General features: G+C 51.6%; 11 protein-coding genes. 6 read left to right on the top strand and 5 right to left on the bottom strand.

Annotated features, from left to right (window positions below; translation table 11 throughout):
• Positions 1-2 precede the first annotated feature (2 nt).
• Together C0K55_RS08660 and rlmKL are read right to left on the bottom strand one after the other, a co-directional pair.
• Positions 3-1,910 (bottom strand): ABC transporter ATP-binding protein, encoded by a 1,908-nt coding sequence (locus tag C0K55_RS08660; RefSeq protein ID WP_105266559.1) that lies wholly within the window; start codon positions 1,908-1,910, stop codon positions 3-5.
• Positions 1,911-1,921: 11 nt separating this feature from the next.
• The gene (gene rlmKL / locus C0K55_RS08655) at positions 1,922-4,030 is read right to left on the bottom strand and encodes a bifunctional 23S rRNA (guanine(2069)-N(7))-methyltransferase RlmK/23S rRNA (guanine(2445)-N(2))-methyltransferase RlmL (RefSeq protein ID WP_001086563.1); all 2,109 of its coding nucleotides are present in this window, start codon (positions 4,028-4,030) and stop codon (positions 1,922-1,924) included.
• 244 nt (positions 4,031-4,274) lie between these two features.
• Between rlmKL and C0K55_RS08650 the strand changes: the two genes are divergently transcribed.
• Entirely contained in the window at positions 4,275-5,384 is a 1,110-nt protein-coding gene (locus tag C0K55_RS08650) for a YcbX family protein (RefSeq protein ID WP_001516128.1), read from the top strand.
• On the opposite strand, the gene zapC is transcribed toward C0K55_RS08650, so the two are convergent.
• Positions 5,381-5,923 carry a cell division protein ZapC gene (gene zapC / locus C0K55_RS08645; RefSeq protein ID WP_001220666.1) on the bottom strand — a complete coding sequence of 181 codons (543 nt, stop codon included), beginning with the start codon at positions 5,921-5,923 and terminating at the stop codon, positions 5,381-5,383. The genes C0K55_RS08650 and zapC overlap by 4 nt on opposite strands.
• Before the next feature lie 173 nt (positions 5,924-6,096).
• The gene (gene pyrD / locus C0K55_RS08640) at positions 6,097-7,107 is read right to left on the bottom strand and encodes a quinone-dependent dihydroorotate dehydrogenase (RefSeq protein WP_105269083.1); all 1,011 of its coding nucleotides are present in this window, start codon (positions 7,105-7,107) and stop codon (positions 6,097-6,099) included.
• Between the two features lie 236 nt (positions 7,108-7,343).
• On the opposite strand from pyrD, the gene ssuE reads away from it, so the two are divergent.
• Genes ssuE through ssuB form a run of 5 tightly spaced genes read left to right on the top strand, consistent with a single transcriptional unit; the run spans position 7,344 to position 11,580 of the window.
• Positions 7,344-7,919, top strand: a complete 576-nt coding sequence (ssuE, locus tag C0K55_RS08630; RefSeq protein ID WP_001516126.1) for an NADPH-dependent FMN reductase — start codon at positions 7,344-7,346, stop codon at positions 7,917-7,919.
• Positions 7,912-8,871: a sulfonate ABC transporter substrate-binding protein gene (locus tag C0K55_RS08625; RefSeq protein WP_016242623.1), complete on the top strand. Its 960-nt coding sequence runs from the start codon at positions 7,912-7,914 to the stop codon at positions 8,869-8,871. Before ssuE ends, C0K55_RS08625 begins: the two co-directional genes overlap by 8 nt.
• Entirely contained in the window at positions 8,868-10,013 is a 1,146-nt protein-coding gene (gene ssuD, locus C0K55_RS08620; protein WP_105266945.1) for an FMNH2-dependent alkanesulfonate monooxygenase, read from the top strand. The genes C0K55_RS08625 and ssuD overlap by 4 nt, the downstream gene beginning before the upstream one ends.
• 11 nt (positions 10,014-10,024) lie before the next feature.
• On the top strand, positions 10,025-10,816 hold the full coding sequence (gene ssuC, locus C0K55_RS08615; protein ID WP_000235185.1) for an aliphatic sulfonate ABC transporter permease SsuC: 792 nt from the start codon (positions 10,025-10,027) through the stop codon (positions 10,814-10,816).
• Positions 10,813-11,580: an aliphatic sulfonates ABC transporter ATP-binding protein gene (gene ssuB / locus C0K55_RS08610; RefSeq protein ID WP_001090478.1), complete on the top strand. Its 768-nt coding sequence runs from the start codon at positions 10,813-10,815 to the stop codon at positions 11,578-11,580. The genes ssuC and ssuB overlap by 4 nt, the downstream gene beginning before the upstream one ends.
• Before the next feature lie 105 nt (positions 11,581-11,685).
• Here ssuB and pepN read toward each other — a convergent pair whose 3' ends face one another.
• Positions 11,686-14,298 carry an aminopeptidase N gene (pepN, locus tag C0K55_RS08605; protein ID WP_000193796.1) on the bottom strand — a complete coding sequence of 871 codons (2,613 nt, stop codon included), beginning with the start codon at positions 14,296-14,298 and terminating at the stop codon, positions 11,686-11,688.
• Between the last annotated feature and the right edge of the window lie 212 nt (positions 14,299-14,510).

The following is a 14,510-nucleotide window of genomic DNA, read 5'->3' as shown; positions in this document are numbered from 1 at the left end:
GATCAGCCACCATTTTTCAACGCTTCAAGATACTCCCAACGCTCAAAAGCTTGTTCCAGCTCCTGCTCAGCAGCAGCCAGATCGGCAAGCACTTTTTGCGTATGTTCATGAGACTGACTGAAGAAGGAGGCATCTGCCACCTGTGCCTGTAAGGCTTCCAGCTTTGCTTCCAGCTCTTCAAGTAATTGCGGGAGCTGTTCCAGTTCGCGCTGCAGTTTATAGCTTAGTTTGCTCGTGCTGCGTTTTACAGCTTCTGCTTTTGGCACAGGCACTTCTTCGGTTTTCTTCACCGCTGGTTGCTTAAGCGCCACATACTGTTCTTGCTGACCGCGAGCGTCGTGATAACCGCCAACATAACGACCGATTTTACCTTCACCTTCAAAGATCCAGCATTCTGTTACGGTGTTATCGACAAACTGACGATCGTGGCTCACCAGCAACACCGTGCCCTGGTAGCTGTCGATGAGTTCTTCAAGCAGTTCCAGCGTTTCGACGTCAAGGTCGTTGGTCGGTTCATCAAGGATCAGTAAGTTACTTGGTTTGAGGAACAGACGCGCCAGCAGCAGACGGTTACGCTCCCCACCAGAAAGTGCACGTACCGGCGTCATCGCCCGTTTCGGATGGAACAGGAAGTCCTGCAAATAGCCCAGCACGTGGCGTGGTTTACCGTTAACCATCACCTCTTGCTTACCTTCTGCCAGGTTATCCATCACCGTTTTATCGGGATCGAGTTCCGCACGATGCTGATCGAAATAAGCCACCTCCAGTTTCGTCCCGACATGGATGCGCCCGCTGTCTGGCTGAAGTTGCCCCAGCATCAGTTTTAACAACGTGGTTTTTCCGCAACCATTCGGGCCAATCAACGCAATTTTGTCGCCACGTTGCACCTGAGCGGAAAAATCTTTCACCAGTTGTTTGCCCTCAACCTGATAGCAAACATCTTCTATTTCAAAGACGATTTTACCGGAGCGGCTGGCCTCTTCGACCTGCATCTTCGCTGTGCCCATTACCTCGCGGCGCTGGCTACGTTCACGACGCATCGCTTTCAGGGCACGTACACGACCTTCATTACGGGTACGACGCGCTTTGATCCCCTGACGGATCCACACCTCTTCCTGTGCCAGTTTGCGATCAAACTCAGCATTTTGTAGTTCTTCAACGCGCAGAGCTTCTTCTTTTTCCAGTAAATACTGGTCGTAATTCCCAGGATAGGTCACCAGCTTACCGCGATCGAGGTCGACAATACGCGTCGCCATATTGCGAATAAATGAACGATCGTGGGAGATGAAAATTATCGTCCCGTTGAATGTTTTGAGGAAACCTTCCAACCAGTCGATAGTTTCGATATCCAGATGGTTGGTCGGTTCGTCGAGCAGTAACACGCGCGGATTGCTAACCAGCGCACGTCCTAATGCCGCTTTACGCAACCAACCGCCAGAAAGCGACGACAGCGCAGCATTGGGATCTAATCCCAATTGTGCCAGTACTTCGTTGATGCGGTTTTCCAGTTGCCACAGGTTATGGTGATCAAGCTGTTCCTGAACTTTCGCCAGTTCGTTAAGATTTTTCTCGCTCGGGTCATTCATCACCAGGCGTGAAATATCGTGGTAGCGTTTCAGGTATTCCGCTTGTTCTTCAATACCTTCAGCGACGAAATCATAAACGCTTCCCTCAACGTTACGCGGCGGATCTTGTTGCAGACGAGCAACGATTAAATCTTGCTCGTAAATAATGCGACCGTCATCCAGCCCCTGTTCACGGTTGAGGATCTTCATTAACGTCGATTTGCCCGCGCCATTACGGCCCACCAGACAAACACGTTCGTTATCTTCGATATGCAGCTCTGCATTATCGAGAAGTGGCGCGTCGCTGAACGACAGCCATGCGCCATGCATACTGATTAATGACATTACTATTCCTTTCAGGCTGCGGTAATCAGCCAGCAGTTGTGGATCTGGCGGTTACGGGCAAAATCCTGGGAAAGTGTTTTTTGCGTAATTTCTTGTGCTTTCAGCCCCAGTTTTGCCAGTCCGTCGAGATCCATACGAAAACCGCGTTTGTTGTTTGAGAACATAATCGTCCCCCCTGCGCGCAGCAGACGCTTCAGATCTTTCATCAGCGCCAGATGATCGCGCTGAACATCAAACGCATCTTCCATTCGTTTTGAGTTAGAGAAGGTTGGCGGATCGATAAAGATTAGATCGAACTGCTCATTAGCCTCACGCAGCCACGCCAGGCAATCGGCCTGAATCAGTCGATGCGCACGGCCAGTTAAGCCATTCAGACGCAGGTTGCGTTCTGCCCACTCCAGATACGTACGCGACATATCCACCGTAGTGGTGCTGCGTGCGCCGCCTAATCCCGCATGCACGGTGGCGCTACCGGTATAGGAGAAGAGGTTGAGGAAATCTTTGCCTTTGCTCATTTGACCGAGCATACGGCGTGCGATGCGGTGATCGAGGAACAGACCAGTATCGAGGTAATCCGTCAGATTCACCCATAAGTGAGCGTTGTATTCAGTGACTTCAAGAAACTCGCCTTTTTCGCCCAGTTTCTGATACTGATTTTTACCCTTCTGCCGTTCACGGGTTTTCAGCACCAGTTTGTTTGGCGCAATCCCCAATACCGAAATGGTCGCGGCGATAATATCGAACAGGCGCTGACGCGCTTTGTGCGCATCAATCGTTTTCGGCGGCGCATACTCCTGCACCACCACCCAGTCAGCATAGCGGTCAACGGCAACGTTGTATTCCGGCAAATCGGCGTCATACAGGCGATAACATTCAATCCCTTCCTGGCGTGCCCACTTCTCGAACTTTTTCAGGTTTTTACGCAGACGGTTAGCGTAATCTTCCGCCACCATCGCTGGTTTGCTGTCCGGAGTACTTTCGGCAACGTGGTAATTTTTCTGCACGCAGTCCAGCGGTCCGTTTTTCGCTTTGTACTGTTTGTCTGCGCGCAGTTGCAGGCAACTTAACAGATCCGGCGAAGCGCTGAATAAAGAGAGATTCCAGCCACCAAACTGGTTTTTCATGGTTCGACCCAGCAGGCTATGTAGCGCAATCAGCGCCGGTTCGCTGTCCAGACGTTCACCATATGGCGGGTTGCTCAGTACTGTACCGTACGGCCCTTTTGGCAGCGGATTGGTCAGTTGCGCGACATCTTTCACTTCAAAAGTAATCAGTTCGCCAATACCGGCGAGGCGGGCGTTAGTGCGTGCGCGTTGAATCACCCGCGCATCGCTGTCGGAACCGTAAAAATGAGAGCTGTATTCCGCCAGACCTTTACGGGCACGGGTCTGTGCTTCAGCTTTTACTTCCTGCCAGATGGCTTCGTCGTGCTGCGCCCAGCCGCTAAATCCCCAACGCCCACGGTGCAAGCCCGGTGCGCGATCGGTCGCCAGCATCGCCGCTTCAATCAGCAACGTACCGGAACCACACATCGGATCGAGCAGTGGTGTTCCCGGCTGCCAGCCGGAACGCATTACAATAGCCGCCGCCAGGGTTTCTTTGATTGGCGCAATACCCGCACGATCGCGATAGCCACGCAGATGTAAACCGTCACCGCTTAAGTCGAGAGCAATGCTGGCGGTTTCTTTATTCAGCCAGACGTTAACGCGGATATCCGGCGTATCGCGATCAACATTCGGACGCGGCAGATTCTTACGCGTGAAAGCATCAACGATGGCATCTTTCACTTTCATCGCGCCATACTGGCTGTTACGGATGGTGTCATTCAAGCCGCTGAAGTGAACAGCGAAGGTCGCGCCTGGATTAAACATCTCTGTCCAGTTGATCGCCTGAACACCGAGATAGAGGTCTAAATCGCTGTAAACCTTGCACTCGCTCAGCGGCAACATAATACGCGAGGCCAGGCGGCTCCACATCAGGCTCTGGTAAACAAGCCGCGTGTCGCCCTTGAAATGGACCCCACCCTGAACCACCTGGCATTCAACGGCCCCCAGGTTTTCCAGTTCAGTTTTTAACAGCTCTTCCAGCCCACGGGCCGTACTGGCAAACAGAGAATTCATATCGTCACTTTTACTCTAAGAGCCTACCGCAGTAGGCGTAATTGTTGCAGTCAGTCAGGATATGGGCAGCGCGGAGAAACCGGTGCGTACACGTAGTACCTAATGATTTCGGGCGCAGCCCAGGGCCGAACTGACAAATAAAATAGCCTATTGGTATAGGCTCTAAGAAAATTGTTGCGCATTATAGCTAATAAGTGCGTCATGTCATAAAGTTGAGGGCTTATTTTCATTTGAGGACCGCTCCGTGGCGACATTAACCCGGCTTTTTATTCATCCTGTTAAATCCATGCGCGGCATTGGTCTGACACACGCTCTTGCAGATATCAGCGGGCTGGCCTTCGATCGAATTTTTATGCTGACAGAACCCGACGGCACATTTATTACCGCCCGTCAGTTTCCACAGATGGTGCGCTTTACCCCCTCTCCCGTTCATGACGGTCTGCATCTCACTGCGCCCGATGGCAGCAGCGCGTGGGTACGCTTTGCCGATTTCGCCGTACAGGACGCACCAACGGAAGTGTGGGGCAACCATTTTACTGCACGTATTGCTCCAGCCACGATCAACACATGGTTAAGTGGATTTTTCTCCCGCGAAGTGCAGTTGCGCTGGGTGGGGCCGCAGATGACGCGGCGCGTAAAACGCCACAACACTGTACCCCTGTCATTCGCTGATGGCTATCCGTATCTACTCGCGAATGAATCCTCATTACGTGATGTACAGCAACGCTGTCCGGCAAGCGTCAGAATGGAACAATTCCGCCCCAATCTGGTTGTTTCTGGCGTGCCTGCGTGGGAAGAAGACACCTGGAAAGTGATTCGTATTGGCGATGTGGTGTTCGATGTGGTGAAGCCATGTAGCCGTTGTATTTTCACCACCGTTAGCCCGGAAAAAGGGCAAAAGCATCCGGCTGGCGAACCATTAAAAACGTTGCAATCTTTCCGTACTGCCCAGGATAACGGCGATGTCGATTTCGGTCAGAACCTGATTGCCCGCAACAGCGGTGTTATTCGTGTTGGCGATGAAGTGGAAATTCTGGCAACGGCACCGGCAAAAGCCTACGGCGCAGCCGCAGCGGACGACACTTTCCCAGCGACACAACAAGCGGACGCAAATGTAGATATCGACTGGCAAGGGCAGGCATTTCGCGGTAATAACCAACAGGTATTACTGGAACAATTAGAAAATCAAGGGATTCGTATTCCCTATTCTTGCCGTGCTGGCATCTGCGGAAGTTGTCGTATCCAGCTTCTGGAAGGCGAAGTCACCCCGCTGAAAAAATCAGCTATGAGCGACGACGGAACAATTCTTTGCTGTAGTTGTGTGCCGAAGAGTGCATTGAAACTGAAAGGTTAAACGGCTTGTTCAAGGCTGACGCTGTCATAACTCACGTGCGGTCTCAGCCTGTCATTCATAATTTTGATAGCGTCACCCAGTTGCATGGCGCGCCCGGCGATGACGACGCAAGGCTGTGCCAGCAGGCACAGTGCAGCATTTTCGCCAGATTCAATAACCAGTAAATTGACTTGCTCATTGGTGTCGCTTAACCAGACACAGGCTGCATCACCCGATACTGGTGCCCACATTTCGCCATGAGAAACAAAATGCCAGCTTTTCGGCATTTGCGGTTTGAGGTAACGAATCGCCACCAGCGCATTAAGCACCAGTTCGGCTTTTTGTTCTTTTGATAAGTTAAGGTCGCGGCATTTTTCTTCAAACGTGAAATAGAGCGCGGCGTCATCAACGCAAAATCCCGCAGGAGAAAAAGCATCCGGTGTCAGCATTTTACGAGCAAAACGTGAGCGAAATAGCATACCATTGGCTAAATCAAGCATCATTCGATCATGCTCTTCATCGTAATACCAACGCCAGTTATCATCTGGTTTAATTCGCATATGCCTCTCCTCTACCCTATAAATCTACCGCAACACATTCCATTGTCGCTTTGCTTAATAACCTCAACAAGAAAAGTACAAAATATCTAAATAAGTAACAGGAATGAATATAAAACAACCAGGGCTGAAAATAAAGCCCTGATTATCTTATAAAGAGAAAATGAAAGAAATAATTAGATATGGGTAATGATTTCTTTAATCAGCGGCGGGCCTTTAAAAATAAAACCAGAATAAATTTGCACCAGTGATGCACCCACAGCAATCTTCTCACGGGCGGCGATGACCGAGTCAATACCACCAACACCAATGATTGGTAAACGGCCGTTTAATTCCTGCGACAAGCGGCGAATAATTTCTGTACTCTTTAATTGTAACGGGCGACCACTTAATCCACCGGTTTGCTCGCAATTTTTCATTCCCTGAACTAAAGAACGATCGAGGGTGGTATTAGTCGCAATAACACCATCAATATTATGGCGAACCAAACTATCGGCCACCTGGATCAACTCCTCTTCAGAAAGATCCGGCGCGATCTTCACTGCAATTGGCACATATTTATGGTGGATCGCCTGTAAATCATTTTGCTTATTTTTAATTGCAGTTAATAAATCATCCAGTGCTTCGCCATATTGTAAAGTGCGTAATCCTGGGGTGTTTGGCGATGAAATATTGATGGCAATATATCCCGCATAGGCGTAGATTTTTTCCATACAAATCAGATAGTCATCTTTACCCTGCTCTACCGGCGTATCTTTATTTTTGCCGATGTTAATTCCCAGAACACCGTCATAATGGGCTTTTTTAACGTTCTCTACGAGATTATCAACGCCGAGGTTATTAAAGCCCATACGGTTGATCAAACCTTCCGCATCCACCAGGCGAAAGAGACGAGGCTTATCGTTTCCTGGCTGTGGACGCGGGGTGACAGTACCGATCTCGATCGATCCAAATCCCATTGCACCTAAAGCGTCAATACACTCCCCGTCTTTATCAAGACCGGCAGCCAGACCAAGCGGGTTTTTAAAGGTCAGTCCCATGCAGTTAACCGGTTTCGCTGGAACGTTCTGCCGAACAAGTGCTTCAAACGGCGTTCCGGTAATGCGGCGTAATTGCTGAAAAGTAAATTCATGAGCGCGCTCAGGATCGAGCTGGAAAAGGGCTTTACGAACGAAGGGGTAGTACATGAACTCTCCTGGATTCCCGGTGTGCAAACCGGGGGCGTATTATGTGCGAGTTCAGCCAAAAAGGGAATTGACCTGCGGCAATAAATAGCAAACGTTTTCTTATTGCGCCTTTTTTATGCTTTTTTTGGCTTTCCTTCACCAGATAAATCATTTCGACTCACCAGCTCCCTCTGTCAGACTGACCCAATTGTTATCAATGTTAACGAAATAAGAACAATTAGTTATAAGGAGAGAGTATGCGTGTCATTACCCTGGCTGGAAGTCCTCGCTTTCCTTCTCGCTCCAGTTCCTTACTGGAATATGCGCGAGAAAAGCTGAATAGCCTGGATGTGGAGGTTTATCACTGGAATCTGCAAAACTTCGCCCCGGAAGATTTGCTCTATGCACGTTTCGACAGCCCGGCTCTGAAAACTTTCACTGCACAACTGCAAGAGGCTGACGGGCTGATTGTCGCGACCCCCGTCTACAAAGCGGCTTATTCCGGGGCGTTAAAAACCCTTCTCGACCTGCTACCTGAACGCGCACTGCAAGGCAAAGTGGTTTTACCACTGGCAACAGGCGGCACAGTGGCTCATCTATTGGCGGTCGATTACGCACTCAAACCGGTACTAAGCGCTTTAAAAGCGCAGGAGATCCTGCACGGTGTGTTTGCCGATGACTCGCAGGTGATTGATTTCCAGCATAAACCGCAATTCACGCCGAATCTGCAATCCCGTCTTGATGTCGCACTCGAAGCCTTCTGGCAGGCGTTGCACCGTCGTGATGTCCAGGTTCCTGATCTTTTCTCTCTACGAGGAAACGCCCATGCGTAACATATTTAAACTGGCGCTGGCGGGATTACTTAGCGTCACTACGCTCGCGGTTGCTGCGGAGTCTTCGCCTGAAGCGTTACGGATAGGTTATCAGAAAGGCAGCATCAGCATGGTGCTGGCAAAAAGCCATCAACTCCTGGAAAAACGCTATCCGCAAACAAAAATTTCATGGGTGGAATTTCCTGCGGGTCCACAGATGCTGGAAGCACTCAACATCGGCAGTATTGATCTTGGCAGCACGGGCGACATTCCACCTATCTTTGCCCAAGTTGCTGGTGCGGATTTGGTATACGTCGGTGTCGAGCCGCCAAAACCAAAAGCCGAAGTCATTCTGGTGCCAGAAAACAGTCCCATAAAAACCGTGGCTGAACTGAAGGGCCACAAAGTCGCATTTCAGAAAGGTTCCAGTTCGCACAACCTGTTACTACGCGCACTGCAACAGGCCGGGCTTAAATTCACCGATATCCAGCCCACTTACCTGACACCTGCTGATGCCCGCGCGGCCTTCCAGCAAGGTAACGTAGATGCCTGGGCCATCTGGGATCCTTACTACTCTGCTGCATTATTACAGGGTGGTGTGCGGGTATTAAAAGATGGTACTGGTCTGAATCAGACCGGGTCGTTTTATCTGGCGGCCCGCCCCTATGCAGAAAAAAACGGTGCCTTTATTCAGGGCGTACTGGAGACCTTTAGCCAGGCCGATGCGTTAACCCACAGCCAGCGCGAGCAAAGTATCACCTTGCTGGCAAAAACGATGGGCTTACCGGCACCGGTAATAGCCTCTTATCTTGGCCACCGTCCTCCCACCACCATCAAACCAGTGAGTGCCGAGGTTGCCGCTTTACAGCAACATACTGCCGACCTGTTTTATGAAAATCATCTGCTGCCGAAAAAAGTCGATATTCGCCAGCGCATCTGGCACCCCACTCAACTGGAAGGAAAACAATTATGAGTCTGAATATATTCTGGTTTTTACCTACGCACGGTGACGGTCATTATCTGGGAACGGAAACAGAGTCTCGTCCGGTTGATCACGGTTATCTGCAACAGATCGCGCAAGCGGCGGATCGTCTTGGCTATACCGGCGTGCTGATCCCTACGGGCCCTTCCTGCGAAGATGCGTGGCTGGTGGCGGCGTCGATGATCCCGGTTACGCAAAGGCTGAAGTTTCTTGTCGCCCTGCGCCCTGGTGTAACGTCACCTACCGTTGCCGCCCGCCAGGCCGCCACGCTCGACCGTCTGTCGAATGGCCGTGCGTTGTTTAACCTGGTAACAGGCAGCGATCCACAAGAACTGGCGGGAGACGGCGTGTTCCTCGACCACAGCGAGCGTTACGCAGCCTCGGCGGAATTTACTCAGGTCTGGCGACGTTTATTGCAGGGAGAAACTGTCGATTTCAACGGTAAGCATATTCATGTGCGCGGGGCAAAACTACTCTTTGCACCGATTCAACAACCGTATCCTCCGCTTTACTTTGGCGGATCGTCAGACGTCGCCCAGGATCTGGCCGCAGAACAAGTTGATCTTTATCTCACCTGGGGCGAGCCGCCAGCACTGGTAAAAGAGAAGATCGAGCAAGTGCGGGCAAAAGCGGCCGCACATGGTCGCAAAATTCGTTTCGGTATTCGCCTCCATGTGATTGTCCGCGAAACCAACGACGAAGCGTGGCAGGCCGCAGAACGGTTAATCTCCCATCTTGATGATGACACCATCGCCAGAGCACAGGCTGCATTTGCCCGCACGGATTCCGTGGGACAACAGCGAATGGCTGCGTTGCATAACGGCAAGCGCGACAACCTGGAGATCAGCCCCAATTTATGGGCAGGCGTTGGTCTGGTACGCGGCGGTGCGGGGACGGCGCTGGTAGGCGATGGTCCGACAGTCGCCGCACGAATCAACGAATACGCCGCGCTTGGCATCGACAGTTTTGTCCTCTCAGGATATCCACATCTGGAAGAAGCGTATCGGGTTGGCGAATTACTGTTCCCACATCTGGATGTTGCCATTCCACAGATTCCCCAACCACAGCCATTGAACCTGCAAGGCGAAGCGGTAGCGAATGAGTTCATCCCACGTAATGTCGCGCAAAGCTAAGGAAGAAAATGATGGCAACGCCAGTGAAGAAGTGGTTATTGCGCGTTGCCCCCTGGTTTTTACCGGTGGGCATCGTGGCGGTGTGGCAACTGGCCTCCTCGGTTGGCTGGCTGTCGACGCGTATTTTGCCCTCTCCGGAAGGAGTGGTGGCCGCGTTCTGGACGCTCTCGGCCAGCGGTGAGCTGTGGCAGCATCTGGCGATCAGCTCCTGGCGGGCGCTGATTGGTTTTTCGATTGGCGGATCGCTGGGGTTGATTCTGGGATTGATTAGCGGCCTGTCGCGCTGGGGAGAACGGTTGCTGGACAGCTCAATTCAAATGTTGCGCAACGTGCCGCATCTGGCGCTGATCCCGCTGGTGATTTTGTGGTTTGGCATTGATGAGTCTGCAAAAATTTTCCTGGTAGCGCTCGGCACGCTGTTCCCCATTTATATCAATACCTGGCACGGCATCCGTAATATCGATCGCGGGCTGGTGGAGATGGCGCGTAGCTATGGCTTATCCGGCTTGCCGCTGTTTGTGCATGTGATCCTGCCTGGTGCCCTGCCCTCAATTATGGTCGGCGTGCGTTTTGCGTTGGGCCTGATGTGGCTGACGCTGATTGTTGCCGAAACCATCTCTGCCAATTCTGGCATTGGTTATCTGGCGATGAATGCGCGGGAGTTTCTGCAAACGGATGTCGTCGTCGTCGCCATTATTCTCTACGCCCTGCTCGGCAAACTTGCTGACATTAGCGCCCAATTGCTAGAGCGTCTCTGGTTGCGCTGGAACCCGGCTTATCATCTGAAGGAGGCCACGGCATGAATACTGCCCGTCTGAACCAGGGTACACCACTGCTACTTAATGCGGTGAGCAAACATTACGCAGAAAATATCGTGCTGAATCAACTGGATTTGCATATTCCGGCAGGTCAGTTTGTGGCTGTTGTTGGTCGTAGCGGCGGCGGTAAAAGTACTCTGCTGCGTCTGCTGGCGGGGCTGGAAACACCAACCGCAGGTGATGTACTGGCGGGTATAACACCGCTGGCCGAGATTCAGGATGATACGCGGATGATGTTTCAGGATGCGCGTCTGCTGCCATGGAAATCGGTGATTGATAACGTTGGGTTAGGTCTTAAAGGCCAATGGCGCGATGCGGCGCATCAGGCACTGGCTGCGGTAGGGCTGGAAAATCGTGCCGGGGAATGGCCTGCCGCACTTTCTGGCGGGCAGAAACAGCGTGTGGCGCTGGCAAGAGCGTTGATTCATCGTCCGGGTTTATTGTTGCTCGATGAACCGCTGGGCGCACTGGACGCCTTAACGCGACTGGAGATGCAGGATTTAATTGTGTCACTTTGGCAGGAGCACGGCTTTACCGTCTTGCTGGTGACGCATGATGTGAGCGAAGCGGTAGCGATGGCTGACCGGGTGCTGTTGATTGAAGAGGGAAAGATTGGCCTGGATTTGACGGTGGATATTCCTCGCCCGCGCCGATTAGGGTCAGTACGGTTAGCGGAACTGGAAGCGGAAGTGTTACAGCGGGTGATGCAGCGAGGGCATTCTGAACAACCAATTCGGCGTCATGGTTAACATGCCAGATGCGGCGTGAACGCCTTATCAGCCTACAAAACCAACAATTCCAACGGGTTTGTAGGCCTGATAAGACGCGCCAGCGTCGCATCAGGCACTTTTGTATTAAGCCAGTGCTTTGGTGATCTTCTCGTAAAGATCGCCAGAGAGATTATCCAACCCTTTCAATTGTTCCAGCGCCGCACGCATTTTCTCCTGACGTTTGGCATCGTAACGTTTCAGGCGAATCAGCGGCTCAATCAAACGTGAAGCCACCTGCGGATTACGGCGGTTCAGATCGGTGAGCATTTCCACCAGAAACTGGTAACCACTGCCATCTTCAGCATGGAACGCTGCCAGGTTGCTGCCTGCAAACGCACCAATCAACGAACGAATACGGTTCGGGTTGCTCATGGTGAATGAGCGATGCTGTAACAGGCCACGCACCGTCTCCAGCACATTCGCCGCTGGACTGGTGGCTTGCAGGATAAACCATTTATCCATCACCAGACCGTCCTGATGCCACCTGTCGTCGTACTCCTGCATCAACGCGTCACGGCACGGTAACTGCGCAGCAACCGCCGCCGAAAGTGCCGCCAGCGAATCGGTCATATTGTTCGCTTTATGGAACTGCTTACTCACTAACACGTCAGCCAGATGCGTTTCACCAAAGGCGAGGAAGCGCAGGCAGGCATTACGCAGAGTACGTTTCGCAATGTCTTCATGTTCAACACGATACTCACTCTGGTGATTGGCGTTATAGATAGCCAACAATTCATCCGCCAGTTCAGTCGCCAGTGTACGGGTGAGTGCTTCGCGAACTTCGGCAATGGCAATCGGATCGATGATATCGAATAGTTCCGCCATTTCATTGACAGAAGGCAGTGTCAGGATTTCTGCCGCCAGCGCCGGGTCGATCTTCTCATCGAGCAGCACAGCGCGGAAAGCATCTGCAACATGTGCTGGCAGCGATAACGGCTGCCCTTGTTGATGACGGGCGACATTCAGTTTGATGTACGTTGCCAGCAGACTTTGCGCCGCATCCCAGCGGGAAAAATCATTGCGCGCATGACGCATCAGGAAGGTCAGTTGCTGATCGCTCCATTTATATTCCAGTTTCACCGGCGCGGAAAATTCACACAGCAGCGCAGGCACCGGCTGGAAGTAGACGTTATCAAAAACAAAAGTCTGTTCCGCCTGGGTGACATTCAGCACTGAATTGACCGGATGACCGTCCTTCTGCAACGGGATTACTTTGCCCTCGTTGTCATACAACTCAATAGCAAACGGAATATGCAGCGGCAGTTTTTCTGCCTGATCTGGCGTAGCTGGCGTGCGCTGACTGATGGTCAGGGTGTACTGCTCAGTTTCTGGATCGTAGTCGTCTTTAACAGTCACAATCGGCGTGCCGGACTGGCTGTACCAACGGCGGAAATGAGAGAGATCGACATTTGACGCATCTTCCATCGCCTGGACGAAATCGTCACAGGTTGCCGCACTGCCATCATGACGCTCGAAATAGAGCTGCATCCCTTTCTGGAAATTTTCTTCGCCCAGCAGGGTGTGGATCATTCGAATCACTTCTGCGCCCTTCTCATAAACGGTCAGGGTATAGAAGTTATTCATCTCAATGACCATGTCCGGGCGGATTGGGTGAGCCATTGGGCTGGCGTCTTCCGCAAACTGCAACCCGCGCATGGTGCGCACATTGTTGATGCGATTAACGGCACGGGAACCCAGGTCAGAGCTGAACTCCTGATCGCGGAACACGGTTAAACCTTCTTTCAGGCTAAGCTGGAACCAGTCGCGGCAAGTCACACGGTTACCGGTCCAGTTGTGGAAATATTCATGGCCAATAACGCGTTCAATGTCGAGGTAATCTTTGTCGGTAGCGGTGTCGGTGCGCGCCAGTACATATTTGGAGTTAAAGATGTTAAGACCTTTATTCTCCATTGCGCCCATGTTGAAGAAGTCCACGGCAACGATCATATAAATATCAAGGTCATACTCCAGACCAAAGCGCTCTTCATCCCACTTCATGGAATTTTTCAGCGAGGTCATCGCCCACGGCGCGCGGTCAAGGTTGCCGCGATCGACATACAACTCCAGCGCCACTTCGCGGCCAGAACGCGTGGTGAAGGTGTCGCGTAGCACATCAAAATCGCCTGCCACCAGCGCAAACAGATAGCACGGTTTCGGGAACGGGTCCTGCCACTGTACCCAGTGACGTCCGTTTTCCAACTCACCTTGCGCAACGCGGTTACCGTTAGAAAGCAGGAACGGGTATTTGGTTTTATCGGCAATAATTTTAGTCGTAAAACGCGCCAGCACGTCCGGGCGATCGAGATAGTACGTAATGTGGCGGAAACCTTCGGCTTCACACTGGGTGCAAAGCGCATCGCCTGACTGGTAAAGCCCTTCCAGTGCAGTGTTGGACGCAGGGCTAATTTCATTAACGATCTTGAGCGTAAAACGCTCCGGTAAATTACTGATGACCAGTGCGCCCTCTTCTTCTTTCCAGGCGGACCACGGCTCATCATTAATATGAATAGAGACCAGTTTAAGATCTTCGCCGTCAAGACGAAGTGGAGCATCTGATGCACCATGACGGACAGCCTGGCTGATCGCGGTAACCACCGTCTTTTGCGCGTCCAGGTCAAAGGTCAAGTCAATATCAGTAATCTGGTAATCCGGCGCACGATAATCGTGACGGTATTTGGCTTGTGGCTGTTGAGTCATAAATAACCTTTAGCATCTTTTATAGAGTCAGGTGTTCAGTCTATTCCTGTTGTATAAATCTCGCTACGCAGAATCTTCATCTTTTCAGGTACAAACGCTTTTATTGCTACATTTTTATAACATACAGAGCGCAACGCCATCGACCATAAACGTGGCATATGGTGTGATCGGGGTTCAATAAATTGCGAAACAAGGTATACTCCAGCAGTTCC

This window comes from Escherichia sp. MOD1-EC6098 (genome assembly GCF_002965865.1).
GTDB lineage: Bacteria > Pseudomonadota > Gammaproteobacteria > Enterobacterales > Enterobacteriaceae > Escherichia > Escherichia marmotae.
This window is presented reverse-complemented; position numbering and strand designations above follow the sequence as displayed.